General features: G+C 72.4%; 23 protein-coding genes. 18 read left to right on the top strand and 5 right to left on the bottom strand.

Annotated elements, in window-relative coordinates:
• The first annotated feature begins 236 nt into the window (after positions 1-236).
• The 4 genes from ACS04_RS05360 to ACS04_RS05345 are packed head-to-tail and all read left to right on the top strand — an operon-like array spanning position 237 to position 4,009.
• On the top strand, positions 237-1,286 hold the full coding sequence (locus ACS04_RS05360) for a type III polyketide synthase (protein ID WP_048475321.1): 1,050 nt from the start codon (positions 237-239) through the stop codon (positions 1,284-1,286).
• 27 nt (positions 1,287-1,313) lie between these two features.
• A complete protein-coding gene (locus tag ACS04_RS05355) occupies positions 1,314-2,531 on the top strand; it encodes a cytochrome P450 (RefSeq protein ID WP_048475320.1) in 1,218 nt (405 codons plus the stop codon).
• A complete protein-coding gene (locus ACS04_RS05350) occupies positions 2,528-3,064 on the top strand; it encodes a cupin domain-containing protein (protein WP_048475319.1) in 537 nt (178 codons plus the stop codon). Before ACS04_RS05355 ends, ACS04_RS05350 begins: the two co-directional genes overlap by 4 nt.
• A 51-nt stretch (positions 3,065-3,115) precedes the next feature.
• Positions 3,116-4,009 carry a hypothetical protein gene (locus tag ACS04_RS05345; RefSeq protein WP_048475318.1) on the top strand — a complete coding sequence of 298 codons (894 nt, stop codon included), beginning with the start codon at positions 3,116-3,118 and terminating at the stop codon, positions 4,007-4,009.
• Here ACS04_RS05345 and ACS04_RS05340 read toward each other — a convergent pair.
• The 3 genes from ACS04_RS05340 to ACS04_RS05330 all read right to left on the bottom strand — a co-directional run bounded on the left by ACS04_RS05340 (position 3,998) and on the right by ACS04_RS05330 (position 7,539).
• Positions 3,998-5,515: an MFS transporter gene (locus tag ACS04_RS05340; RefSeq protein WP_048475317.1), complete on the bottom strand. Its 1,518-nt coding sequence runs from the start codon at positions 5,513-5,515 to the stop codon at positions 3,998-4,000. The genes ACS04_RS05345 and ACS04_RS05340 overlap by 12 nt on opposite strands.
• Positions 5,516-5,657: 142 nt before the next feature.
• On the bottom strand, positions 5,658-6,839 hold the full coding sequence (locus ACS04_RS38085; RefSeq protein WP_063839236.1) for an NUDIX hydrolase: 1,182 nt from the start codon (positions 6,837-6,839) through the stop codon (positions 5,658-5,660).
• A 76-nt stretch (positions 6,840-6,915) separates the two neighbouring features.
• Entirely contained in the window at positions 6,916-7,539 is a 624-nt protein-coding gene (locus ACS04_RS05330) for a LysE/ArgO family amino acid transporter (RefSeq protein ID WP_048475316.1), read from the bottom strand.
• Positions 7,540-7,608: 69 nt separating this feature from the next.
• On the opposite strand from ACS04_RS05330, the gene ACS04_RS05325 reads away from it, so the two are divergent.
• The 6 genes from ACS04_RS05325 (at position 7,609) to ACS04_RS05300 (ending at position 14,387) form a co-directional block, all read left to right on the top strand.
• A complete protein-coding gene (locus ACS04_RS05325) occupies positions 7,609-8,586 on the top strand; it encodes a LysR family transcriptional regulator ArgP (protein WP_078864435.1) in 978 nt (325 codons plus the stop codon).
• A gap of 52 nt (positions 8,587-8,638) precedes the next feature.
• Positions 8,639-9,031 (top strand): TOBE domain-containing protein, encoded by a 393-nt coding sequence (locus ACS04_RS05320; protein ID WP_048475315.1) that lies wholly within the window; start codon positions 8,639-8,641, stop codon positions 9,029-9,031.
• Between the two features lie 65 nt (positions 9,032-9,096).
• A complete protein-coding gene (corA, locus tag ACS04_RS05315) occupies positions 9,097-10,179 on the top strand; it encodes a magnesium/cobalt transporter CorA (RefSeq protein WP_048475314.1) in 1,083 nt (360 codons plus the stop codon).
• A gap of 135 nt (positions 10,180-10,314) precedes the next feature.
• Complete coding sequence (locus tag ACS04_RS05310) at positions 10,315-11,157, top strand: chitosanase (protein WP_078864434.1); 843 nt, start codon at positions 10,315-10,317, stop codon at positions 11,155-11,157.
• Positions 11,158-11,564: 407 nt separating this feature from the next.
• Positions 11,565-11,918, top strand: coding sequence for a DUF805 domain-containing protein (locus tag ACS04_RS05305; protein WP_048475313.1), 354 nt, complete (start codon positions 11,565-11,567; stop codon positions 11,916-11,918).
• A gap of 249 nt (positions 11,919-12,167) precedes the next feature.
• The gene (locus ACS04_RS05300) at positions 12,168-14,387 is read left to right on the top strand and encodes an NADP-dependent isocitrate dehydrogenase (RefSeq protein WP_048475312.1); all 2,220 of its coding nucleotides are present in this window, start codon (positions 12,168-12,170) and stop codon (positions 14,385-14,387) included.
• Positions 14,388-14,490: 103 nt separating this feature from the next.
• Here ACS04_RS05300 and ACS04_RS05295 read toward each other — a convergent pair whose 3' ends face one another.
• Positions 14,491-14,943: a hypothetical protein gene (locus ACS04_RS05295; RefSeq protein WP_158977179.1), complete on the bottom strand. Its 453-nt coding sequence runs from the start codon at positions 14,941-14,943 to the stop codon at positions 14,491-14,493.
• Positions 14,944-15,152: 209 nt separating this feature from the next.
• Between ACS04_RS05295 and ACS04_RS05290 the strand changes: the two genes are divergently transcribed.
• The 5 genes from ACS04_RS05290 (at position 15,153) to ACS04_RS05270 (ending at position 22,487) form a co-directional block, all read left to right on the top strand.
• Positions 15,153-16,079: a cation diffusion facilitator family transporter gene (locus ACS04_RS05290; protein WP_048475310.1), complete on the top strand. Its 927-nt coding sequence runs from the start codon at positions 15,153-15,155 to the stop codon at positions 16,077-16,079.
• Between the two features lie 80 nt (positions 16,080-16,159).
• Entirely contained in the window at positions 16,160-17,836 is a 1,677-nt protein-coding gene (locus tag ACS04_RS05285) for a glycoside hydrolase family 71 protein (RefSeq protein ID WP_078864433.1), read from the top strand.
• A gap of 116 nt (positions 17,837-17,952) precedes the next feature.
• The gene (locus tag ACS04_RS05280; RefSeq protein WP_048475309.1) at positions 17,953-19,503 is read left to right on the top strand and encodes an alpha/beta hydrolase; all 1,551 of its coding nucleotides are present in this window, start codon (positions 17,953-17,955) and stop codon (positions 19,501-19,503) included.
• Between the two features lie 12 nt (positions 19,504-19,515).
• Entirely contained in the window at positions 19,516-21,177 is a 1,662-nt protein-coding gene (locus tag ACS04_RS05275; RefSeq protein WP_078864432.1) for an alpha/beta fold hydrolase, read from the top strand.
• Positions 21,178-21,329: 152 nt separating this feature from the next.
• A complete protein-coding gene (locus ACS04_RS05270) occupies positions 21,330-22,487 on the top strand; it encodes an aminotransferase class V-fold PLP-dependent enzyme (RefSeq protein WP_078864431.1) in 1,158 nt (385 codons plus the stop codon).
• 76 nt (positions 22,488-22,563) lie between these two features.
• Here ACS04_RS05270 and cobF read toward each other — a convergent pair whose 3' ends face one another.
• On the bottom strand, positions 22,564-23,313 hold the full coding sequence (cobF, locus tag ACS04_RS05265; RefSeq protein WP_048475308.1) for a precorrin-6A synthase (deacetylating): 750 nt from the start codon (positions 23,311-23,313) through the stop codon (positions 22,564-22,566).
• A gap of 18 nt (positions 23,314-23,331) precedes the next feature.
• On the opposite strand from cobF, the gene ACS04_RS05260 reads away from it, so the two are divergent.
• From ACS04_RS05260 to ACS04_RS05250, 3 genes are read left to right on the top strand one after another with little or no spacing between them, the layout of a single operon-like run.
• Positions 23,332-24,087 (top strand): (Fe-S)-binding protein, encoded by a 756-nt coding sequence (locus ACS04_RS05260; RefSeq protein WP_048475307.1) that lies wholly within the window; start codon positions 23,332-23,334, stop codon positions 24,085-24,087.
• On the top strand, positions 24,084-25,568 hold the full coding sequence (locus ACS04_RS05255) for a lactate utilization protein B (protein WP_048475306.1): 1,485 nt from the start codon (positions 24,084-24,086) through the stop codon (positions 25,566-25,568). The genes ACS04_RS05260 and ACS04_RS05255 overlap by 4 nt, the downstream gene beginning before the upstream one ends.
• Positions 25,565-26,203, top strand: coding sequence for a LutC/YkgG family protein (locus ACS04_RS05250; RefSeq protein ID WP_048475355.1), 639 nt, complete (start codon positions 25,565-25,567; stop codon positions 26,201-26,203). Before ACS04_RS05255 ends, ACS04_RS05250 begins: the two co-directional genes overlap by 4 nt.
• Positions 26,204-26,208: the final 5 nt, after the last annotated feature.

Here is a 26,208-nt window from a genome sequence, read left to right as displayed (position 1 = left end):
GGCCTCAGAGCGGTTTGCGGGTCTGACGTCATGGTTCATCTCCCTGCGTGGATGTCACCCCCCAAGGCGCGATTCCGCGGGAAATCGGCACGGCCATCCCTTCCCTCTCGTCACACGCTCCGCTGCCTCCACGGCGCAGCGTCACCGGATTGGCTCATGTCACCAACGCCGTAGTCCCGCGCGCGCATCCGGCGGAGGTCGATGAGGCTGTGTCAGACACGAAAGGAGAGCCACCCATGGCGACTCTGTGCAGGCCAACGGTGTGCGTGCCCGAGCACGTGATCACGATGGAGCAGACCCTCGATCTGTGCCGGTCCGTGCACGCGGACCATCCGCAGCTCGACCTGGCGCTGCGCCTGATCCGCAACACCGGCGTCGCGAAGCGGCACATCGTGCAGCCCATCGAGGAAACGCTCAAGCACCCCGGGTTCGAATCGCGCAACGCCGTGTACGAGGCCGAGGCCAAGCGCCGGGTCCCGGCGGTGGTGCGGCAGGCGCTGGAGGACGCCCAGCTCCGGGCCAAGGACATCGACATGATCATCTACGTGTCCTGCACGGGCTTCATGATGCCCTCGCTGACCGCCTGGATGATCAACGCGCTGGGCTTCCGGACGGACACCCGGCAGCTGCCCATCGCCCAGCTGGGCTGCGCGGCGGGCGGCGCCGCCGTCAACCGGGCCCACGACTTCTGCATGGCCTACCCCGAGGCGAACGCGCTGATCGTGTCCTGCGAGCTCTGCTCGTTGTGCTACCAGCCCGCCGACCTTGAGGTCGGCAACCTGCTCTCCAACGGCCTGTTCGGCGACGGAGTGGGCGCGGCCGTCGTCCGCGGCCGGGGCGGCACCGGCATGGAACTGCACCGCAACAGCTCGTACATCATCCCCCAGACGGAGGACTGGATCATGTACGACGTCAAGTCCACCGGGTTCCACTTCAAGCTCGACCGGCGGGTCCCGGGGACGATGGAACCGCTCGCGCCCTCTCTCAAGGACCTGGCCAAGCTCCATGGCTGGGACGCCGCCGCACTGGATTTCTACATCATCCACGCCGGCGGACCGCGCATCCTGGACGACCTCAGCAAGTACCTCGGTGTGGCACCCGAGGCATTCCGCTTCAGTCGGGCCACACTGACCGAGTACGGCAACATCGCAAGCGCCGTCGTCCTGGACGCACTGCGCCGCATGTTCGACGAGAACGGCACCGCCGACGCCGCGCGGGGCCTGCTGGCCGGATTCGGCCCGGGCATCACCGCGGAGATCTCACTGGGCAGCTGGACCTCGCAATGAGGACCGGGTGAGGGAGGAATCCAAAGCATGCTGAAGGACGGCCCCGCAACCGCAAGGCCACCCATCACGCACTGGCCCACCCCGGCTCTGGACGGGGTCGACTTCGACCCCGTCCTCGCCGAGCTGATGGAGGCGGGTCCGATCACCCGGATCCGCATGTCCAACGGAAGCGGGTGGGCCTGGCTCGTCTGCCGGTACGAAGACGTGCGCATGGTGGCCAACGATCCCCGCTTCAGCCGCAAGCTGGTCGTGGAGCACGATGTCACCCGGCTGGCCCCGCACTTCATCCCCGCACCGGGTGCGGTCGGGTTCGAGGACCCGCCCGACCACACCCGGCTGCGGCGCACGGTCGGCGCGGCCTTCACCACCCCCGGGGTGGAGCGGCTGCGCACCCGCGCGAAGGAGATGCTCGACGGCTACGTCGACGGGATCCTGCGCGACGGCCCGCCCGTCGACCTGACCGAACGCCTGCTGGCGCCCTTCCCGCTCGCCGTCGTGTGCGAGCTGATGGGCGTACCGGAGGAGGACCGGCCCAGGGTCCACGAATGGACCACCCTGATCCTCTCCTCGGCCCAGGGCGCGCAGCGCAGCGAACAGGCGAAGAACGACATGTGCGCCTACCTCGGCGGGCGCATGCGCACCGGGGAAGTCGCCGGCGGAGACAGCGTCATCGGGCTCCTGGTGAAGGCCATCGAGGCGGGCGAGGTCACCGCCGAGGAGGCCACCGGCCTCGCCCTGCTCCTCCAGATCGGGGGCGAGGCCGTCACCAACAACGTGGGCAACATGGTCTACATCCTGCTCACCCGGCCGGACCTGATGGACCGGATGCGCAGCGAACCCGCCCTGCGGCCCTCGGCCATCAACGAGCTGCTGCGCTACATCCCGCACCGCAACGCCGTCGGCCTCTCCCGGATCGCCCTGGAGGACGTCACCGTGGCCGGCCAGCTCATCCGGGCGGGCGAGGCGATCTACGTCTCGTACCTCGCGGCCAACCGCGACCCGGAGGTCTTCCCCGACCCCCACGAGCTGGACCTGGAGCGCAGCCCCAACCCCCACGTCTCCTTCGGGTACGGACCCCACTTCTGCCCCGGGAACATGCTCGCCCGCCTCGAATCCGAGCTGATGGTGGACGCCCTCCTGGACCGCTTCACGGACCTGCGCTTCAGCGTCCCCGTGAACGAACTGCGCTGGCGGCCAGGGGCCCTCATCCGCGGGCCAGAAGGTCTGCCCGTGACCTGGTCATGACCGCGCACGTCGCCCGCGACGGGCTGCTCGTGCCACCGGGCCACGGCCGCAAGCTGCACACCGACGCCCAGCAGGTCACGTTCAAGGTCACCGGGGAACACTCCACGGTGGCCTCCAGCTTCGAGGTCGTCGTACCGCCCGGGTTCGACGTGGGAGCGCACCTGCACACCCGCAGCGAGGAGCTCTTCTACGTCCTGGAGGGTGAACTCGACGTCATGGCCTTCGAGCCTCGCGTCCGATCCGGAGACGACTGGCGACACTGGGAGGCGCTCGACGGACGCCAGGTCGTCCGTGCCACGCCAGGAACCGTCATCGTGGTTCCGCCCGGTTGTCCGCACGCCTTCGCGAACCCCACCGGCGAACCGGCCCGGATGTTCTTCCAGGCCTCTCCGCCGCCCGATCACGAGCGGTACTTCGAGGAGCTCCTCGAACTGCTCGACACGAGCGCCACCCCGGATCCCGCCGCGGTCCACGCACTCCGGAAGCGCTACGACATCGAACAGCTCACGCCGCTGCGCCACGGGCTGTCCTGACCACCACCGCAACGAGCCTCACCCCAACGCACACCATTCTCGGGAGAATTCATGCTGCGCACGCGCCGCAAACTTCGCACCGCCACGTACGTCCTCGCGACCATGATCGCCGCCAGTGCCACGCTCGGCGCGGCCCCGGCCCAGGCCGCCCACTCCCTGCCGTCCTACTGGTGCACCCTCAACGGTGTCGAGGTGAAGTCCGGTCTGACGGTCGTGAGGGGCACGCCGGGCGCCGACACGATCCTGTGCGAGAACGACGTCGAGAACGTCATCATCGACGGCGCCGGCGGCAACGACAACATCCGCGTCAAGGGCATGCTGATCGACGCGCAGGTGCTCGGCGGCGAGGGTGACGACACGCTCCAGGTCAACAACCTGGCCCCGAAGTACGGCAACGCCTCGGTGCGCGGCGGCGCGGGCAACGACACCATCATCACCGCCCTCGTCGTGGGCACGGCGGAGCACGGCGCCAGCGTCTACGGCGACCACGGCGACGACAAGATCACCACGGGCAGCGTCATGGGTGCTCCCGGGGACTACGAGCGCGGCGGCGGCCAGGTCTTCGGCAACGACGGCAGCGACCTCATCCGCACGGGCAACGTCGACCTCGGCGGCCGGGTCCTCGGCGGCAGCGAGAACGACGTCATCGAGCCGAAGTCGGTCGGCGCCGAGTCGTCGGGCATCGTCCAGGGCGGCCCGGGCAACGACACGGTCCGCGGTCTGAACGACACGGTCCTGACCATCGGACCGGGCTACGGCCAGGTCGACGGCGGCATCGGGACCAACACCTGCCGGGTGAAGCACTTCTCGACCGGCGACCGGGTCCGCAGCTCCCTGGCAAACTGCGCGTCCACCGAAGCGGCCCCGTCCGCTCCGGCGGCCCCCGCCAAGCCGGCCCCCGCCAAGCCGGGCGCCCACTCCGCCTCCGGCCACTCACGGCGCTGACGGGCGGCGGCCCCCGGGAGCGCCGTGCCGGCGCTCCACGGTCAGGCCGCCGGGCAGCATGAGCAGGGTCAGCACCGCGCCGACGGAGAAGATGGCCGCCGATGCCGTGAAGACCGTGTGGTAACCCTCCAGGGCAGCCCGCGCCAGCAGGTCCGGCGTGGGCTGCCGGCCCGCCAGCGAGCGGGCGACGGCTCCGGCGGCAAGGGTGCTCATGAGCGCCGTGCCGACGGAGCCGCCCGTCTGTCGCATGGCGTTGACCGTCGCCGAGCCCACCCCCGCGTCCCGCGGATCGATGCCGGCCGTGCCGAGGTTCATGGCGGCCGCCGTGATCAGGCCCATGCCCAGCCCCGTCGCCACTTGGCCGGGCAGCACGTCCACGACGTACGGGCCGGTCGCCGTCAGGTTCGTCATCCAGGCCATGCCGCAGGCCGACAGCAGCATGCCCGCGACGATGCGCGGGCGCCCGCCGACCTTGCCCAGCAGCCCCATGTTGCTGCCGATCGCGCCGATCATCGTGCAGCCGGACATCGGCATGAAGGCCAGACCGGTCCGGGCCGGGCTGTAGCCGCGGGTGTGCTGGAGGTAGTACGTCAGGAACAGGAACACCCCGAACATCCCCACCCCGGTGATGAACACGGCGATCAGCGCGGCCCCCCGGACCCGGTCGAGCACGATCCGCAGCGGCAGCAGGGGGTGCGCGCTGCGGCGCTGCCACCACACGAACCCGACGAGCAGCAGCACGGCCATGACCAGGAAGCCCAGGGTGTGCGCGGACTGCCAGCCGCGGGGGCCGGCCGTGGCCAGCCCGTAGACCAGGCAGAAGAGCCCGGCGGAGGCGAGGACCGTGCCCGGGAGGTCGAGCCGGGGCGGAGCGGAGGGCGCGGGCCGCTTCAGCCACAGCAGACCGCCGGTGACGGCGGCGGCGGCGAACAGCAGGTTCACGTACATCGTCGAGCGCCAGCTCAGGTGCTCGGTGAGGACGCCGCCCAGCAGCAGCCCCACGGCGCCCCCGGACGCGGCGAGCGATCCGAACACGCCGAAGGCCTTCGCCCGTTCGGCGGGTGCCGCGAACGTCGTGGTCAGCAGGGAGAGCGCGGCCGGAGCCAGCAGCGCCGCGAACACCCCTTGCAGGGCCCGGGCCGTGACGAGGACCCCGAAGGTGGCCGCGGCGCCGCCGAGCGCGGAGGCCGCCGCGAAGCCGATCTGCCCGACGAGGAAGGCCCGGCGGCGCCCGAACTTGTCGGCCAGCCGGCCGCCGAGCAGCAGCAGACTGCCGAAGGTGATCGCGTACGCGGTCACCACCCACTGCCGCTGGTCGTCGGAGAACCCGAGGCCGGCCTGGGCGGAGGGCAGCGCGATGTTCACGATGGTCGCGTCGAGGACGACCATGAGCTGGGCCAGGCCGATGACGGCGAGGATCCACCAGCGGCGCGGATCGGGGGGCGCCGCGGCGCCGTGGACGGCGGAAGCGGTGCTGGTTCCGGGACGGGTCGGCTCTGCGGACATGGGGGGCTCCATGGGTTCCGCGCGTTCTCGCCGGTGAGCGGGCGTACGCGTGTGCGTGGACTGTCTGCTTCGACGATGCGCGAGAGTGCCCGCTCACCCGCGCGCCACGCCATGACGCCGTCCGGATGGACCAGTGCCGCGTCTAACGCTTCCCCTTCCCCTTCCCCTTCCCCTCCTTCTTCCTCTCCTTCTTCTCGTGCGGGGCGTCGACCGGGCGGCCGGCGTGGAGCTCCAGCGGGCCCGTGCCCTCGGCGCGGGCCCGCAGGCAGGCCTCGATCTGGCGGCGCAGGGAGGGTTTGACCAGCGCGCGCAGCTCGCCGGCGGTCACGGCCCGCCAGCGCAGCAGCTCGAAGGGGGCGAGCCGGATCCGGGCCAGGGCGGCGGCGTCCAGGACCCCGCCGTCGTAGAGGAAGCGGATACGGGCCGGGTAGCCGGGCTTGTGGGCCCAGTTGACGCCGAGCAGCCGGCCCGGCGGCAGATCGAGGCCGAGCTCCTCGCGCACCTCACGGCGGGCGGCGGCGCGCGGGGTCTCGCCGAGGTCGCTGTCGATCCCGCCGCCCGGCAGGTTCCAGCGCCCTGAGTTGCCGTACGAGGGCTCCACCAGCAGCACCCTGCCGACGGAATCGGTGAACACCACGCTCGCCGCCGTGACGGCCTTGGGGCGGGCGGCCCGGTGGCTCGCTGCGTCGAGGGATCCGGCATGCTCCAGGGCCGTGCGCCGGCCGGGGTCCAGGCCGGCGGGGGAGCCGGGCTGCGGCACCCCGTCGACGAGGTGCGCGAGGGAGCCGGCGTAGAGGGCGGCCAGACCGGCGCGCAGCCGGGGCGCGAGCCGGGCGGGCAGTACCGCGTACGCCTCCTCCGGCGTGAGCCACCGGGCTCCGGCAGGCGACCCGCCCGCGGAGGGGAGGGCGTCGGCCTGCTTCGCCGGGAGCGGACCGACGAGGTGGACGTGGGCGAGGAGGGAGCGGCCGAGGGAGCCGGGGCGCCGGGATTCCACGGCGAGCAGCCGGCCGATCGGCGCCGACAGGCCCAGCTCCTCCAGCCCGCGGGCCAGCGCCTCCTCCGGGGTCTGCGTGTCCTCGACGGTGGCACCCGGGAGTTCCGCGTCCGCCCGGTACGGGGGCGCCAGTACGAGGACGCGCCCGGCGCAGTCCACGACGATCGCGGTGGCGGCGACGAGCGGGGACGGCCGGGCGGCGTAGTACAGGCGGGCCTCGTCGGGGGAGGGGCGACCCGAGGGGCGGCCCGAGAGGTGGTCCAAGGCATCGTCCGAGGGGTGCTCGGCCGGGCGGTCGGAGGGGCGGTCGGCCGGGCGGTCGGGCAAGGCGGGCTCCTGGTGTCTGGTCGTGCCACCGTACGGGGCGCACCCGTACCCCGCGTGGGCCCGGCGCGCGCGGAGCTCAGGCCCGGGCCAGGAGCATCCCGCCCATCGTGACCATGGTCGCCGCGACCAGCCCGTCCAGCACCCGCCAGGCCGAGGGGCGCGCCAGCACGCCGCTCAGCAGCCGGGCGCCGTAGCCGAGGGTGGCGAACCAGACCAGGCTGGCCAGCCCGGCCCCGAGGCCGAAGATCCAGCGCAGGTCCCCGCGGTCCGAGGCGAGGGAGCCGACCAGCAGGACGGTGTCCAGGTAGACGTGCGGATTGAGCCAGGTCATGGCCAGGCAGGCCAGTACGGCCCCGCGGCGCGAGCCGGCGGTCGCCCCCTCGGTGCCCAGGGCGGCGCCGGGGGCGGGCCGCAGCACCCGGCGGGCGGCGAGGATTCCGTAAGCGATGAGGAAAGTGCCGCCGGCGAGGGCGACCGCGGTCAGGGCGGCCGGCCAGGCGGTGACGAAGGCGCCGACCCCGGCGACGCCGAGGGCGATGAGGAGCGCGTCGGAGACGGCGCAGATCGCGACCACGGCGAGGACGGCGTGCCGGCGCACCCCCTGCCGCAGTACGAAGGCGTTCTGCGCGCCGATGGCGACGATGAGGGAGAGTCCGGTGCCGAAACCGGCGAGTGCCGCCGCGATGATGCCGTGTGTCATGTCTTCGACCGTAAGCAGCCGCGTTGCTTCAGTACAGCTAAAGATTTTTACGTACCCTTAGCGTTCGTGATGGATGAGCTTCCCCTGGACCAGGTACGGACCCTTCTCGCGGTGGTCGACGAGGGCACCTTCGACGCGGCGGCCGCCGCCCTGCACGTGACCCCCTCCGCCGTGAGCCAGCGGGTCAAGGCGCTGGAGCAGCGGACGGGCCGGGTGCTGCTGATGCGGACGAAGCCCGTACGGGCGACCGAGTCCGGGCAGGTGGTGGTCCGCTTCGCGCGGCAGCTGGCCCGGCTGGAGCGGGACGCGCGCGCCGAGCTCGGGATGGCGCAGGATTCGGGCGGCCCGGTGCGGCTGCCGATCGCCGTCAACGCGGACTCGCTGGCCACCTGGTTCCTGCCGGCGCTCACGCGGGTGCCGCAGGATCCGCCGGTCCTGTTCGAGCTGCACCGGGAGGACGAGGGACACACGACGGCCCTGCTGCGGGAGGGCCAGGTGATGGCGGCGGTCACCTCCTCGCCCGACCCGGTGGCGGGGTGCACCGTACGGAGGCTGGGACTGGCGCGGTACCTGCCGGTGGCCAGCCCCGCTTTCGTGGACCGGTACCTGGCAGCGGACCTCGTACAGGGCCTGCGAGAGGCTCCGGTGATCGTGTTCGACCGGCGGGACGAGCTCCAGGACGGTTTCGTACGGGCGCTGACCGGCGATCAGGACGCCGGGGCGGGGCGGCTGCGCCACCACGTCCCGACCTCGGAGGGGTTCCGCGACGCCGTGGTGGCCGGGCTGGGCTGGGGAGTCGTGCCCGAGAGCCAGTCGGAGCCGCTGGTGCGCGAGGGAAAGCTGGACCTGCTGATGCCGCTCCGGCCGCTGGACGTACCGCTGTACTGGCAGCAGTGGAAACTCGACTCCCCGGCGCTGTCGAGGGTGGCGGAGGTGGTGGCCGCCGAGGCGGCCGGAGCCCTGCGCCAGGAAGGACCCCGGCGGTGCGGGGGATCGGGCGGTGAGCGGGATCCGGGAGCGGGGGACCGGGCAAGGCTCGGGCGGTGAGGAGGCTCGGGCGGTGCGGGGGCTCGGGCGGAGCACCCCCTAAGCTGCGGGTATGGAGTCCTACACGATCGGCCAGGCCGCCCGGCTGCTCGGCGTGAGCGTCGACACGGCCCGCCGCTGGGCCGACGCCGAGCGCTTCCCCACCCGTCGGGAGGGCACGCGGCGGATGGTGGACGGGCCGGACCTGGCCGCGTTCTGCGTACAGGCCGCCCAGGAGGCCGGCGAGGGCGAGGACGCCCCGTACACCTCGGCGCGCAACGCCTTCCCCGGCATCGTCACCGCCGTGAAGCTCGGCACGGTCGACGCCCAGGTGGAGATCCAGGCGGGCCCGCACCGCGTCGTGTCGCTCCTGACCCGGGAGGCCGTGGAGGAGCTCGGACTGGAGGTCGGCGCGCAGGCCGTGGCCCGGGTGAAGTCGACGAGCGTGTTCATCGACAGGGCCTGACGGGGCCGGTCGGAGGCGGTGGCAGACTGGCCGCTGATCCGCCGAAGGGAAGTACCCCGTTGTCCATGTTCAGCAACCTGCGCCGGGCCGTGCGCCGCGGCTACCGGCGCGCCGTCGACCTCAGCCACCCCTCCCGCTCCCCGCTCGGCAGCGCGGTCGTCAACTGCGTGGTCTACGTGGACGGCGCCCGGCAGGACGGCTGCGCCGAGGCGGAGGAGGCGCTGCGGCGGGTGCGCAAGACGGGGGAGGGGTTCGTCTGGATCGGCCTGCACGAACCGACCAGGGAGGAACTCGCCGGGCTCGCCGAGCTTTTCGGCCTGCACCCCCTCGCCGTCGAGGACGCGGTGAACGCGCACCAGCGCCCCAAGGTGGAGCGGTTCGACGACATATTGTTCTCCGTCTTCAAGACGGTGCGCTACGTGGAGCACGAGGAACTCACCGCGACCAGCGAGGTCGTGGAGACCGGTGAGCTGATGGCGTTCACCGGTGACGACTTCGTCATCACCATCCGGCACGGCGGCCACGGCACGCTGGGCCCGGTCCGCGAGAGCCTGGAGGCGGCCGCCGGCCAACTGGCGAAGGGGCCCGCCTCGGTGCTGCACGCGATCGCCGACCACGTCGTCGACGACTACGTGGCCGTCACGGACGCGGTGCAGAACGACATCGACTCCGTCGAGACGGCGGTGTTCAGCGAGTACGGCGGCCGGGGCGACGCGGGCCGCATCTACCAGCTCAAGCGCGAACTGCTGGAGCTGCGCCGGGCGGTGGCCCCGCTGAGCCGTCCGCTCCAGCACCTGGCCACGCAGCCGATACCGGTGATCCCGGCGGAGGTCCGCGCGTACTTCCGCGACGTCGCGGACCACTTGACCCGGGCCACCGACCAGATCAACGGGTACGACGCGCTGCTCGACTCCATCCTCCAGGCGCACCTCGCGCAGGTGACCGTCGCGCAGAACGAGGACATGCGCAAGATCACCGCGTGGGCTGCCATCGTGGCCGTGCCGACCATGGTCTGCGGGATCTACGGCATGAACTTCGACCACATGCCCGAGCTGCACTGGGCGTACGGCTACCCGATCGTGCTCGGCGTGATGGCCCTCGCCTGCTTCGTCATCCACCGCGGCTTCCGCCGCAACGGCTGGCTCTGAGCCGCCAGTCGGGGGCTGTCCCATCCTTTCCTTCCTGTCGCACGGGTGGCGTGCGGGGGTATTGAGCTGTCTCGACCTCTGGTAGTAAAGTTTCCTAACGAAGTCGCGAAACCTCAACTCCCCTATGGAGGTCTTGTGTTCGCCCCCCACCGCAAGAGAATCGCCATCAGCGCCCTGCTCGGCAGCGCCCTCCTCGCCGTACCGGTGACCGCCCACGCCACGTCGCCCGGCCCCGCGGCCGCGCCCGCCGCCGTGGTGTCGGCGAAGGCCGTCGGGCTCGACGACCCGGTGAAGAAGGACATCGCCATGCAGATCGTCTCCAGTGCGGAGAACTCCTCCCTGGACTGGAAGGCGCAGTACAAGTACATAGAGGACATCGACGACGGCCGCGGCTACACGGCCGGGATCATCGGCTTCTGTTCCGGCACCGGCGACATGCTCGACCTCGTCGAGTACTACACCGACGTCAAGCCGGGCAACGTGCTCGCCAAGTACCTGCCGGCCCTCCGGAAGGTCGACGGCACGGACTCGCACAAGGGCCTCGACCCGAACTTCACCAAGGACTGGGCGAAGGCGGCGCAGGACAGCGAGTTCAAGAAGGCGCAGGACCACGAGCGCGACCGGGTCTACTTCAACCCGGCCGTCGGCCAGGGCAAGGCCGACGGGGTGGGCGCGCTCGGCCAGTTCATGTACTACGACGCCATCGTCATGCACGGTGACGGCGGCGACTCCACCAGCTTCCGCAACATCCGCAAGCGGGCGCTGTCCAAGGCCAAGCCCCCGGCCCAGGGCGGCAACGAGACCACCTGGCTGAACGCCTTCCTCGACGCCCGCGTGTGGGCGATGAAGCAGGAGGAGGCGCACAGCGACACGAGCCGTGTCGACACCGCCCAGCGGGTGTTCCTCAAGAAGGGCAACCTGAACCTCAACACCCCGCTCGACTGGAAGGTCTACGGGGACTCGTTCCACATCGGCTGAGCCGCAGGCGAGTTCACGGCGTCCCGTGCCGGTGCGAGGGCCCGGCGGGGGGCGCCGTGCGCGTCCATGTCAGCGGCTGACAGGGTCGCGGAGCCGTAACGATGTGGCGGCGGAGGGCCATGCTCCGCCGGGCGCAAGGCGGTTCCCGGACCGACTGGGGACGGCTCGGAAGGCGCTCGAACATCACGAATCGGCCCCTGTCTCCCCTGTTTCGTCACCCCGAGTGACGTGGCAAGACCGGTGGGTTCCAAGTGGCCGTCGAGGCGGGTGATTTTGGCCCGGGAACCTTGGGAAAAAGGTGATTCCGCCGTGTTGTGAACTGGCTTGACCGCCACATAAGCGGGGCATAAGTTCTGCCTCGGCTTGCTCCAGCAGGACGGGCCGACGAACGTCCTCAGGGGGGACCCATGCACTACTACACCGACGTCCTGAAGAAGTACACCGTGTTCTCCGGCCGCGCCCGCCGCCAGGAGTACTGGATGTTCACCCTCTTCAACCTGATCGCCCTGATCATCGTCGCCGTCCTCGACAACGCGATCGGCACCTACCCGCTCCTCTACGCGATCTACGCGCTGGCCGTCCTCCTCCCGGGCCTGGCCGTCGGTGTCCGCCGCCTGCACGACACCGGCAAGTCCGGCTGGTGGCTGCTCATCGCCCTCGTCCCGCTGATCGGCGGCATCTGGCTCCTCGTCCTCATGGCGACCGAGGGCCAGCCGCAGCCGAACGAGTACGGCCCGAACCCGAAGGCCGTCCACGCCTGAGCAGGCCCCCGCGCCTGATCGCCTGAGCGTCGCCCCCGGCTGGAAACAGCCGCCGGGCGGCGCTCTCGCCGTTTCAGGGCCCCGGTGGCCCCCGACGGCCCCCGGGTGGGGGCCCCGGCCTCGGCCCGGCGTGACGCGCGTCTCCTGCGGACTCGGGCAGGGGGCTGTCCGGACCGGTCCGATCACGAGATATCTTGATGTCGAGCAATGTTGCAGACGAGAGACGCAGACTGTGGAGCGGAGCATCCGGTGACTGACTCGACCATCATCTACACGCACACTGACGAGGCCCCGGCCCTCGCGACGTATTCCTTCCTGCCTGTCATCCAGGCCTACGCGTCGACGGCCGGTGTGAATGTCGAGACCCGTGACATCTCCCTGGCCGGTCGGATCATCGCCAGCTTCCCGGAGTACCTGGAAGAGGGCCAGCGGATCGCCGACGCCCTCGCCGAGCTCGGTGAGCTGGCGAAGACGCCGGAAGCGAACATCATCAAGCTGCCCAACATCTCGGCCTCGATCCCGCAGCTGAAGGCCGCGGTCGCCGAGCTCCAGGGCCAGGGCTACGCGCTCCCGGACTACCCGGACGACCCGAAGACCGACGAGGAGCGCGAGATCCGCGCCCGCTACGACAAGGTCAAGGGCAGCGCCGTCAACCCGGTCCTGCGCGAGGGCAACTCCGACCGCCGCGCCCCCGCCTCGGTCAAGAACTACGCCAAGGCCCACCCGCACCGCATGGGCGCCTGGACCCCCGAGTCGAAGACGAACGTGGCCACCATGGGCGCGAACGACTTCCGCTCCACCGAGAAGTCCGCGGTCATCGCCGAGGCCGGCACGCTCCGCATCGAGCACGTCGCCGCCGACGGCACCGCCACCGTCCTGCGCGATTCCGTACCGGTCCTGGCCGGCGAGGTCGTGGACGCGTCCGTCCTGCACGTCGACGCGCTGCGCACCTTCCTGAACGACCAGATCGAGCGCGCCAAGGCCGAGGGCGTCCTGTTCTCCGTGCACCTCAAGGCCACGATGATGAAGGTCTCCGACCCGATCATCTTCGGCCACGTGGTCCGCGCCTTCTTCCCGAAGACCTTCGCCCGCTACGGCGAGACCCTGGCCGCCGCCGGCCTGTCCCCGAACGACGGCCTCGGCACCATCCTGAACGGCCTGGGCGCGCTGCCCGACGCGGACGCGATCAAGGCCTCCTTCGACGCCGAGATCGCCGAGGGCCCGGCCCTCGCGATGGTCGACTCGGACAAGGGCATCACCAACCTGCACGTCCCGTCCGACGTCATCGTCGACGCGTCCATGCCGGCCATGATCCGCACCTCCGGCCACATGTGGGGCCCGGACGGCAACGAGGCCGACACCCTGGCCGTCCTCCCGGACAGCAGCTACGCGGGCGTCTACCAGGCCGTCATCGACGACTGCCGCGCGCACGGCGCCTTCGACCCGTCCACGATGGGCTCGGTGCCGAACGTCGGCCTCATGGCCCAGAAGGCCGAGGAGTACGGCAGCCACGACAAGACCTTCGAGATCGCGTCCGCGGGCACCGTCCGCGTCGTCGACGCCGAGGGCAACGTCGTCCTGGAGCAGGAGGTCGCCGCGGGCGACATCTTCCGCGCCTGCCAGACCAAGGACGCCCCGATCCAGGACTGGGTCAAGCTCGCCGTCACCCGCGCCCGCGCCACCGGCGTCCCGGCCGTCTTCTGGCTGGACGAGGGCCGCGCGCACGACGCGCAGCTGATCGCCAAGGTCAAGACGTACCTCGCCGACCACGACACCGACGGTCTCACCATCGAGATCCTGTCCCCGGTCAAGGCCACCGCGTACTCCCTGGAGCGCATCCGCCGCGGCGAGGACACCATCTCGGTGACCGGCAACGTGCTGCGCGACTACCTGACCGACCTCTTCCCGATCCTGGAGCTGGGCACCAGCGCCAAGATGCTGTCGGTCGTCCCGCTCATGAACGGCGGCGGCCTCTTCGAGACCGGCGCCGGCGGCTCCGCCCCCAAGCACGTCCAGCAGCTGGTCAAGGAGAACTACCTGCGCTGGGACTCCCTCGGTGAGTTCCTCGCGCTGGCCGTCTCCTTCGAGCACCTCGCCACCACCACCGGCAACGCCCGCGCCCAGGTGCTGGCCGACACCCTGGACCGCGCGACCGGCACCTTCCTCAACGAGGACAAGTCGCCGAGCCGCAAGCTGGGCGGCATCGACAACCGCGGCAGCCACTTCTACCTCGCCCTGTACTGGGCGCAGGAGCTGTCGCGCCAGACCGACGACCCGAAGCTGGCCGCGGCGTTCGACCCGCTCGCCAAGACGCTGGCCGAGTACGAGGAGAAGATCGTCGGCGAGCTCATCGCCGTCCAGGGCTCCCCGGCCGAGATCGGCGGGTACTACCAGCCCGACGCGGCGAAGGCCTCGGCGGTCATGCGGCCGTCCGCAACCTTCAACCAGGCGATCGCCTCCCTCGCCTGAGGTCCGGTCGTCCTGATCGGTCATTGATCGATTCCGCCCCGGTCGGCAGCCGCCGACCGGGGCGGACCCGTACGCGGCCCGCCGCCGGCACCCGCCGGCCTGCTCAGAGCCGGTGGACGCGTTCCCCCTCGAAGGCCAGCGGGGACCGGGCCGAGGCGAGGACGCGCAGTCCGGGGGCCGCCGTCAGCAGGCGTCGCAGCCAGGCCAGAGCCTCCGGAGCGAGGTGCTCGGCGCCGTCCAGGACCAGGAGCATGTCGCGCTCCGCGAGCCAGGAGAGCGGGTCCGCCGTCGCGTACGGCAGGAACGGCATGCCCTGCACGCTGCCCAGGGCGGTCGTCAGTTCGGGCACGCCGAAGGGCCTGCCGATCGCGACCACGGCCGCGCCGTCGCAGAAATTGGACGAGAGCCGCTCGGCGATCTCCCGCACCAGCCGGCTCCGCGGCTCCCGGAACCGACCCGTGACCGTCAGCACCCGCCCGCGCCGCACGACGGTCAGCAGCCGGGACAGCTCATCGGACGTCGCCGGCAGCGTGCCCGCCCGGCTCGAATCCCTCATCGGCACGATGCCCCCCATTGCATGCGTGTCCCATGCGCGACCAAGGGTTCATTCGAGCCGCGTAGCGACGATTATGCGCCAGTTCTGCCGGATGACCAGGGGAATGTCGGATTCCGGATAAGTTGTACACGAGGCCCGTCTATGTCCATTCGGCCAGGTGGGGGATGTCCGGCGGGCGCGCGCGGCCCTCCTGTGGTCGGATTCCGATCATGGGCCACGACCACGGAGCTTCCCCGGCGGCCGCCGGAACCGTCAGCGGGACGTTCCGCGCCCGCCTGCTCTGGACCATCGGCATCAGCGCCACGATCACGTTGATCCAGGTCGTCGGCTCCCTGCTCTCCGGCAGCCTCGCCCTCCTCGCCGACGCCGCGCACAGCCTCACCGACGCCGTCGGGGTCTCCCTCGCGCTCGGCGCGGTCACCCTCGCCCAGCGGGCCCCGACCCCGCGCCGCACCTTCGGCTTCTACCGGGTCGAGATCTTCTCCGCCGTCCTGAACGCCCTGCTCCTCCTCGCGATCTTCGTCTGGGTCCTGTACACCGCCGTCCGCCGATTCAGCGAACCCGTCGAGGTCAAGGGCGGGCTGATGTTCGGCGTCGCCGTGCTGGGCCTGGCCGCCAACGGCGTCGGCCTGTGGCTGCTGCGCGACGCCAAGGAGCACAGCCTCAACCTGCGCGGCGCCTACCTCGAAGTGCTCGGCGACGCCCTCGGCTCCGTCGCCGTCATCATCGGCGGCCTCGTCATCCTGATCACCGGCTGGCAGGCCGCCGACCCCGTCGCCTCCATCGTCATCGGCCTGCTCATCGTCCCGCGCGCCTACGGACTGCTGCGCGAGGCCACCCACGTCCTGCTGGAGGCCACCCCGCAGGACATGGACCTGGCGCAGGTGCGAAGGCACCTCCTGGAGGAGCCCGGCGTACTGGACGTGCACGATCTGCACGCCTGGACGGTCACCTCCGGCATGCCCGTCCTCACCGCGCACGTCGTGGTCGCCGCCGAGACCCTGCGCGGCGAGGAGCACGGGAAGCTGCTCGCCCGGCTCCAGGCCTGCGTCGGCGAGCACTTCGACGTGGCCCACTCCACCCTCCAGATGGAACCGCAGGGCCACGCCGAGGACGAGCGGGCCCTGCACACCTGACGGTTGTCCGGCAGCCGCCGATCGGCTGTACTGCTGTGCAGTCCCGTCATCGGGACGCGTGCAGGGGAGGGGCACCCACGATGAGTTCACACCGCCGCCGCCGTGCGGGCTTGCGGAGCCGGCCGCTGCTGACCTGGCTCGGCGCGGCCTTCCTGCTCGCCGGAGTCTGCGCCGCCGCCGGCATCGCCTGGAACCCGTTCACGGCCGACGCCCGCCAAGGCGCCGTGTCCGCCCCCGTGATCGGCACCCCCTGGGCCGCCGGGCCCGGCACGGGCGAGGGGAGCACGGCATCCGGCCCCACCGGCCCCGCCCCGACCGCGTCCGGTCCGAGCCCGGACGGGACGGGCCGGGGCCCGGGCGACCCGGGCGCCGGGGACGCGGGGGGCGAGCGATCCGCCGGCGCCCTGCCGTTCGACCTGCCCGGCCCGGCCGCCCTGCGCACCGGCGAAGCGGGCAGGAAGCTGGTGTTCGCGCACTACTTCACCCCGTACCCCCTCTCGCTGGACAACGCGAGCGCCGACGCCGACTACTACACCCGCAACTACCTGAACCCGGCGGGGGAGAACGGCAAGCACGAGCGGTACGGCGGCCTGCTGCGCGACCGGCCGCTGCCGGTCGCGCCCAAGTCCGGAAACTGGGAACGCGCCAACCTGGAGCAGGAGGTGCGCACCGCCCGCGCCGCCGGCCTCGACGGGTTCACGCTCGACATGCTCTCCCTGTCCGGGCCGAACCGGGACCGCGCCCAACTCCTGATGGAGGCCGCCCACGCCGTCGACCCCGCCTTCAAGATCATGCTGATGCCGGACATGACCTCCCTGAACACGGACGATCCCGGCGTGCTCGCCGACGCCGTCGCGGCCCTCGGCAAGGCCCCCGCCGCACACCGCCTCGGCGACGGCCGCCTCGTCGTCTCCCCGTTCAAGGCCGAGGCGAAGGACGTCGCCTGGTGGACGCGGGTCCTCGACCTCCTCCGGACCCGGCACGGCATCCGCACCGCCTTCGTCCCGACGTTCCTCGACTACGACGCCAACAGCGCGAGGTTCGCGCCGATCAGCCACGGCTTCTCCGAGTGGGGCAGCCGCAGCTACGTCGGCCAGGAGAGCGCCACCCGCGACGTCCGACGGGCCCACGGCATGGGCAAGATCTGGATGCAGCCCGTGTCGGTCCAGGACGCCCGCCCCAACCAGGGCGTCTACGACGAGGCGGGCAACACCGCCACCCTGCGCTCCACATGGACCCACGCCATCGACGACGGCGCCGACTGGGTGCAGCTCACCACCTGGAACGACTACTCGGAGGGCAGCCAGTTCGCGCCCTCGCTGCACAACGGGTACGCCTACCTGGACCTCTCCTCGTACTACCTGACCAAGTTCAAGACCGGCAGCTGGCCGAAGATCGTCCGCGACACGCTGTACGTGTCCGCCCGGACCCAGTTCGCCTCCGCGGACCCCGCCGGAGCCCAGTCGCTGGTGATGTCCCTGCGCAAGGGCAGCGCCGCACCCCGGGACACGGTCGAGGTGCTCAGCTTCCTGAGGGCCCCGGCGACCGTCCGTACGGTGGTCGGCGGCGTCCAGGACACGCACGAGGCCCCGGCCGGCATCCACGGCGAACTGCTCCCGCTGCGCCCGGGCACCAGCTCCGCCACGGTGGTGCGCGACGGCAAGGCCGGTGCGGAGGTGGAACTGCCCTACCCGGCGGACCGCACGGTACAGGTCCAGGACCTGCAGTACTACGCCGTCACGAGCGGGCGCGGCTGACACAGGGCCCAGGGCCCGGGAGAGCCCGTTCCGCCATCATGTGCGGGGCCCCGTGCCTGCCGTTACCGTCGAAGAGGTGTGTTCCACCCACCTGCACGACACAGGAACGAGCGCACATGGCGAAACACGGCGTCAACGCGGCCGCCGCGGCCGCCCTGGTCTGCCTCGCGGCGTTCGGCGCGGCACCGGGGGCCGCCGCCTCGCCCGGCGGGCCGTCCTCCCCGCCCGGCCCCACCGCGGCGCCCCGGTTCACACCCGGTCCCTGTCCGAAGACCTCCGAGCCGATCGAGGCGCTGGACACGGCGCGGTGCGGGTTCCTGGAGGTGCCCGAGAACCGCTCCCGCCCCGGCGGCCGGACCATCAAGCTGGCCGTGGCGAGGATCGCGGCCACGGCGCGCGAGCCCGCGGCGGAACCCGTGGTGTTCATGGCCGGCGGTCCCGGCTCCGACACGTTCGACGACATTCCCTTCCTCGTCGCCTCCGGCCTGAACAAGGACCGCGAGCTGATCGTCATGGCCCAGCGAGGCAACCTCCACGACCTGCCGAACCTCGCCTGTCCGGAGGTCGACCGGTTCAACGCCCGGTCCGTGGGCCTGGGCTATGACGCACAGCAGGCCAAGCGCCTCATGCTGAAGGCGGTGACGGACTGCCGGGCCCGCCTCGTGGCCCAGGGCATCGACCTGAACGCCTACAACACCACCGAGAACGCCGCCGACTTCGCCGATCTGCGCACGGCGCTGCACATCCCCCGCTGGAACGTCTACGGCTACTCCTACGGCACCAACCTGGCCCTGACGTACCTGCGCCTGCACCCCGAGGGGATCCGCGCGGTGGCGATCGACTCGGTCGCCCCCTCCCAGTTCGTGACCCTGCCCTGGACCTGGGGCAGCACCGCCGAGGGCATCCGCAACATCTTCGCGGCGTGCGCCGCCCAGCCCGCCTGCAAGGACCGGTACCCGGACCTCCCCGGCCTGCTGACGGAGCAGGTGCGCAAGCTGGAGGCGCACCCGCTGACGCTGGACGTCACGCCGCCGGACGGCGGGAAGCCGGTCAGCACCGTCCTCGACGGGGGCGCCCTGCTGAACCTGATCGTCGCCTTCACCCCCCGGCCCAAGGACCTCCCGGCGGCGCTGGACGAACTCGGCCGCGGGAACCCCGAGCGCTTCGCCCAGGCCCGCGCGGCCGGATCGGTCCAGAAGACCGGCGAGTTCGCGCACGGCCTGACGAACTCGATCGCGTGCGCCGAGTGGGCTCCGGGCCACTCGGAGACCGACGTACTGGAGGCGGGCCGCAAGGTCTACCCCCAGTGGCCGGACACGGTCTTGGCCCAGGCCCCGCAACTGCCGTTCCAGTACCCGGTGTGCGGGATCTGGAACGTCGCCGACCGCGCGGAGATCCAGCGCGTCCCCACGGTCAGCGCCGTGCCGGCCCTCGTCGTCTCCGGAACGTTCGACGTCAAGACCGGGGCGAGCTGGGCGAAGGGCGTGGCCCGCAACCTGTCCCGCTCCACCTCCGTACTCATCCCCGGAATCGGCCACTGGGTGGTCCCGCAGTCACCCTGCGCGCAGCGCGTCCTGGCGTCGTTCTTCGCCCGCCCGACCGCCGCCCCCGACACCTCGTGCGTCGACGCTCTCGCGCCCGGGCCGTTCACGATCATCCCGAAATGACCGGGAGGGCAGATGACCCAGCACCACGCCCCCGTACCCGTGCACCACGCGCCCGCCCACCCCGTACCCGTGCGCCACGCACCCCCTCGGCATCGCGCCGTACGGCGGCTCCGGGCCGCTTCGGCCGCGACGGCGACCGGTCTCCTCGTCACCGGACTGCTCGCGGGGCCCGCTCAGGCGCGGTCCCGTACCGACGCCACCACCGGCCCCGGCGCGCCGATCGGCACGGTCGCCCGGACGGTGGGCGACGCCCATTACGCGCCGGGCCCCTGCCCCAGGACGCCGGAGCCGATCCCCGAACTCAAGGGCGCGCGCTGCGGAACGCTCACCGTGCCCGAGAACCGTGCGAAACCGACCGGCAAGACGATCGAGCTCGGTGTCGCGATCGTGCCCGCCGCCGACGGCGAGCCGAAACCCGATCCCATCGTGTGGCTCGCGGGCGGCCCCGGCGACGACGCCGTGGGGGAGGCGAAGATGGCGATCGACGGCGGCCTGAACCGCGACCGCGACGTGGTCTTCATGTCCCAGCGCGGTACGTACTCGGCCCGGCCGAACGTCCTGTGCCCCAACATCGACGAGTTCAACGCACGCGCCGTCGGCCTCGTCTCCGACGCGCCGTCCACCGAGCGCCTGCACCTCGCGGCCACGAAGGCCTGCCGCGACAAGCTGGCGGCCCGCGGGATCGACCTCGGCGCCTACAACGACACCGAGAGCGCAGCCGACTACGAGGACCTGCGGGCCGCCCTGGGCGTCAAGCAGTGGAACCTGTACGGCATCTCCTACGGCACCCACCTGGCACTGGTCTACATGCGCCTGCACCCCGAAGGGCTGCGCTCGGTCGGCCTCGACGGCATCCTGCCCCCCGCCAGGTCCGGTTCCGCCTCGACCTGGAGCAGCGCCCGGCAGGGCTTCGACGGCCTCTTCAAGGCCTGCGCGGACCAGCCGGCGTGCAACGAGCGCTACCCGAACCTGTCGGCCACCTTCGACAAGCTCGTGCGCGACCTCCAAGCCAAACCGGTCACCACCACCGTCTCGCTGCCCGGCAGCGACAAGCCGGTGAAGGTGGTCCTGGACGGCGCCACCCTCGTGAACTGGATGACCTCCGCCACGCACGTGGCACCCCAGGTGCCCCTCGCGCTGGATGAGCTGGCGCACGGCAAACCCCAGCGGATCGCGCAGCAGTACGCCGGCGGCAAGCTCAGCCCGGCCGCCGTGGGCAGGGTCGCGCACGGTCTCGTCTACGGAGTCTTCTGCAGCGAATGGGTCCCGTACGAGAGCCAGGCCCAAGCGCTGAGGGGCGGCCAGGAAGCCTTCCCGGACTTCCCCCGCCCGGTACAGGCCCAGGCCCCGCAGCTCGCCTTCCTCCGCCCCGACTGCAAGGTCTGGAACGTCCCCGCGGCGCCCGCCTCGATCCGGGACGTCACGCGCGGCGACATCCCCACCCTCGCCCTGTCGGGCGGCTTCGACTCCCAGACCGGCGCCGACAACGGACCGTTCGTCGCCCGGACGCTGGACAAGGCCAAGGTCGTCACGGTCCCCTACCAGCCGCACGTGGTCTTCGCCACCTCGAAGTGCGCCCAGGAGATCGCCGTCTCCTTCTTCGACGATCCGGCCGCCCCGCAGACCTCGTGCCTGAAGGGCCTCGAGGCGCCGCGGTTCGAGACCGGGCCCTGAACGCGGCGTGCGGAGCGCCCGCTTCGGCCGGTGCGGCGGGTTCGGCGGGTGCCGCGGCGGCTTCGGCGGCCGGTTCGGCCGGGGTCGTACTGGGCAGGCGCGGCGCGGCACGCGATGATGCGGGGGACAGCGCGCCGCACCCCGGAGGTCCCGTGAACCAGCCGCAGCCGATACGCCCCGCCGGGCCGCCCGCCGAGTTCCCCGGCGGGCGCGCGCTGTTCCGGCTCGATCCCGCCGTCTCCCACCTCAACCACGGGTCGTTCGGCGCGGTGCCGGTCCCCGTGCAGGAGGCCCAGGCCGCCCTGCGCGAGGAGGCGCACGCCGATCCCGACGCCTTCTTCGTCGGGGCCCCCGACCGGATCGCCGCGGCGCGCGCCCGCGTCGCCCGCCACCTCGGCGCCGACCCCGACGGCATCGCCTTCATCGCCAACGCCACCGAGGGCGCCAATCTCGCCCTCGACGCCGTCCCCTTCGCCGACGGTGACGAGATCCTGGTCACCGACCACGGCTACGGCACGGTCGTGGCGGCCGCCGCCCGCCGCGCCCCGATCACAACCGTCTCCCTCGACCCGGACCTGCCCGACGAGGACGCCGTGCGCGAGACCGTGCTCGCCGGGCTGACGCCCCGTACCAGGGCCGTGGTGCTCGACCACATCAGCTCGCCCACCGCCCGGCTCATCGCCTCGCCCCGGCTGCTCGCCGAGCTCGCCGCCCGCGGGATCACCACCCTCGTGGACGGGGCGCACGCCCCCGGCATGATCGCGGAGCCGCTCGCCGGAGCCGCCGACTTCTGGTTCGGCAACCTGCACAAATGGGGGTACGCCCCCTCCGGCAGCGCCGTCCTCGCCGTCGCCCCCGAACACCGCGGCCGGGTCCGGGCGCTGGTCCCCTCCTGGGAGGACGCGCACGGTTTCCCCCGCTCCGTCGAGAACCGGGCCACCGCCGACTACACCGGCTGGCTCGCCGCCCCCGAGGGCCTGGACCTCCTCGACCGGCTCGACGCCGCGAAGGTACGGGCCCACAACGCCGCCCTGGCCGCCCACGGCGCGGCCCTGCTCGCCGAGATCCCGGGGCTCAGCCCGCTGCCCCACACCGAGGGGCTCGCCATGCGCGCCCTGCGGCTGCCGCCCGGCACCGCCGAGACCCAGCCGCAGGCGAGCGCCCTGCGCGAGCGGATCGCGGCCGAGCTGGGCATCCGGGTGCTGATCTGGGGCTGGCCGGGCGGCGGCGGCATCCGGATCTGCGGGCAGATCTACAACCGCCCCGAGGAGTACGAACGCCTGGCCGCCGCGCTCCCGGCGTACCTCTAGCGCGTGCCGGGCCGGTCCTCGGCGCGTGCCCGGCCGGGTCCTGGCGGCCCGCCCGGCCGGGTCTCCCGGCGCCCGCTCAGCCGCGCCGGAGCAGGTACGTGTCCATGATCCAGCCCTTGCGGGCGCGGGCCTCGGTACGGAGCTCCTCGATCCGGCCGGCCACGTCCGCGAGCCGGCCCGAGACCAGGATCTCGTCCGGGGTGCCCACGTAGGCCCCCCAGTAAATGAAGAGGTCCTGGTCGAGGTGGGCCGTGAACGCGTGCCGCGCGTCCAGCATCACCACCACGTCGTCCACGTCCTGCGGCCAGCCCTCGGCCAGCCGCCGGCCGGTCGTGATCTGGACGGGCCGGCCGACCCGGTTCAGGTTGGTCCGGTGCCGGGCCAGCAGCGCGGAGACGCTGCTGATGCCGGGCACGACCTCGTGCTCGAACGCCACCCGGCCCCGCTCCAGCACCTCGTCCAGGATGGCGAGCGTGGAGTCGTACAGCGAGGGGTCGCCCCACACCAGGAAGGCGCCCGTCTCGCCGTCCGCCAGGTCCGCGATGAACCGCTCGAAGATCTCGGCCCGCGCGCTGCGCCAGCCGTCCACGGTCGGGGCGTACTCGGCGGGGGTCCGGTCGCGGTCCGGGTCCCGGCCCTCCACCAGGCGGTGGCCGGGGCGGGCGTGCGCGTCGAGCATCGCGCGCCGCAGCCCGGTCAGGTCCGCCTTCTCCTCCCCCTTCTCCAGGATGAGGAATGCGTCCGCCGCGCCGATCGCCTTGACCGCCTGGAGGGTCAGGTGGTCCGGGTCGCCCGCGCCTATGCCGATCACTGAGAACTTCTTCACGCCGCTATTCTGCCCGTCATGCGTGCCGCCCTGTTCGTCACCTGCGTCAACGACGCGCTGTACCCGCGCACCGGCATCGCCGTCGTACGCCTGCTGGAGCGCCTCGGCGTCGGCGTGGACTTCCCGGCGGCCCAGAGCTGCTGCGGCCAGCCGCAGTACAACACCGGATACCGGCGCGAGAGCGAGCCGCTGCTGCGGCGCACCGCGGAGGCCTTCGCCGGGTACCCGTACGTGGTCACCCCGTCGGGTTCCTGCGCCGCGATGGTCCGTACCCACTACCCGCGCATCGGCCGCCTGGCGGAGCGCGAGGGGCGCGGCCCCGGGCTCGCGGCGCTGGCCGAGGAGCTCGTACCGCGCGTCTTCGAGCTGACCGAGTTCCTGGTGGACGTGCTCGGGGTGACCGACGTGGGCGCGTACTTCCCGCACACCGTCACCTACCACCCCTCCTGCCACGGCCTGCGGGGGCTCGGGCTGGGGGAGCGCCCGCAGCGGCTGCTCCGCGCCGTCAAGGGGCTGGACCTCGTCGAGCTGCCGGACGCCGGGGAGTGCTGCGGTTTCGGCGGCACCTTCGCGGTGAAGAACCCGGACGTGTCGGTGGCCATGGGCACCGACAAGACCGGCAACGCGGTGGGGACGGGCGCGGACGTGCTGTGCGGGGCCGACAACTCCTGCCTGGCCCACCTCGACGGGATCCTGCGCCGCCGGGGAGAGGCGGTGCGGACCCTGCACCTCGCCGAGATCCTTGCCTCGACGGAGGAGGAACCGCTGACGTGAGCGGCACGTTCATGGGCATGCCGGCCTTTCCGGACGCGGCCCGGGAGGCCGTGCGGGACCCGGTGCTGCGCGCCAACCTCCGGCACGCCACCCACACCATCCGCGACAAACGGGCCCGGGCCGTCGCCGAGCTGGCGGACTGGGAGCGGCTGCGCGCCGCGGGCAAAGCCGTCAAGGACCACGCCCTGCGCCACCTCGACCGCCACCTCGTCCAACTGGAGGAGGCGGTCACGGCCGCGGGCGGCACCGTCCACTGGGCGGCCGACGCGGACGAGGCCAACCGGATCGTGACCGGGCTGGTGCTGGCGACCGGCCACCGGGAGGTGGTCAAGGTCAAGTCCATGGCGACCCAGGAGATCGGCCTCAACGAGGCCCTCGAAGCGGCCGGGATCGCCGCGTACGAGACCGACCTGGCCGAGCTCATCGTCCAGCTCGGCCACGACCGGCCCTCACACATCCTCGTCCCGGCCATCCACCGCAACCGGGCCGAGATCCGGGACGTCTTCACGGCCGAGATGGGCCGCTGGGGCCGCCCCGCGCCCGAGGGCCTCGGCGACGACCCGCGCGAGCTCGCCGAGGCCGCCCGACTCCACCTGCGGGAGAAGTTCCTGCGCGCCAAGGTCGGGATCTCCGGCGCCAACTTCATGGTCGCCGAGACGGGCACGATGGTCGTCTTCGAGTCGGAGGGCAACGGCCGCATGTGCCTGACGCTCCCCGAGACCCTGATCTCGGTGGTGGGCATCGAGAAGGTGGTGCCGACCTTCCGCGACCTGGAGATCTTCCTCCAGACGCTGCCGCGCTCCTCCACGGCCGAGCGGATGAACCCGTACACGACGATGTGGACCGGGCTCGGTCCTTCGCGAGGGGCGGACGGCGACGGCCCCTCCGCCTTCCACCTCGTCCTCCTCGACAACGGCCGCACCGACACCCTCGCCGACGAGGTGGGCCGCCAGGCCCTGCGCTGCATCCGCTGCTCCGCCTGCCTGAACGTCTGCCCGGTGTACGAGCGCGCCGGCGGCCACGCGTACGGCTCGGTCTACCCGGGGCCGATCGGCGCCGTCCTCAGCCCCCAACTGCGGGGCACCGGCAGCGCGATCGACGCCTCGCTGCCGTACGCCTCCACCCTGTGCGGAGCCTGCTACGAGGTCTGCCCGGTCGCCATCGACATCCCGGAGATCCTGGTCCACCTGCGCGAACGGGTGGCCCAGGGCGGCCCGGTGACCCTCGGGGGCGTCCGCGTACGGATCCGCCCGGCGCGGGGCCACACCGCCGAACGGGCCGCGATGCGGGCCGCCCGGCTGCTCCTGGACCGCCCCGGCGCGCTGCGCGCCGGGGAGCGGCTGCTGGCCCGGGCCCGGCGGCTGCGGCCGCGCCGGCTGCCGGGCCCCGGACGGGCGTGGACGGACGGCAGGGAGCTGCCACAGCTGCCGGCGGAGTCGTTCCGCACCTGGTGGGCGCGGGAGCGGGGGGAGCGGGCATGAGCAGCAGGGACCGCATCCTGGGCCGGATCCGCCGGGCGGTGGCCGACGGCGGCCCCGACCCGGCCGTCCCCCGGGACTACCTCCGCGTCCACGGCGTCCGTACGCCGGCCGAGACGGCGGACCTCCTGGCCGCCCACCTCGCGGAGTACCGCGCGCGGGTCCACCGCGCCGACGGCGACGGGATCGCCCCGCTCCTCGCCCGGCTGCTGGCCGAGCGCGGCGCCCGTACGGTCCTCGTCCCCTCCGGCCTGCCCCCGCGGTGGCTCGCGGCGACGGCGGTCACCCGTGTCGAGGACCGGCCGGGGGCGAATCCGTACGAACTGGACGCGGTGGACAGCGTGGTGACCGGCTGCGCCCTGGCGATCGCCGAAACCGGCACGATCGTCCTCGACGGCGGCCCCGGCCAGGGCCGGCGCCGCATCACCCTGATCCCCGACCACCACGTCTGCGTGGTCCGGGTCCCGGAGCAGGTGGTGGACTCCGTCCCGCAGGCCCTGCCCCTGCTGGATCCGAGAAGGCCGCTGACCTGGATCTCCGGCCCCTCCGCCACCAGCGACATCGAGCTCGACCGGGTGGAGGGCGTGCACGGCCCGCGCACCCTGGAGGTGATCCTGCTGAGCGGACCAGCAGAATGAGTGCC

It is taken from the genome of Streptomyces roseus, assembly GCF_001044425.1.
Lineage (GTDB): Bacteria > Actinomycetota > Actinomycetes > Streptomycetales > Streptomycetaceae > Streptomyces > Streptomyces roseus.
This window is presented reverse-complemented; position numbering and strand designations above follow the sequence as displayed.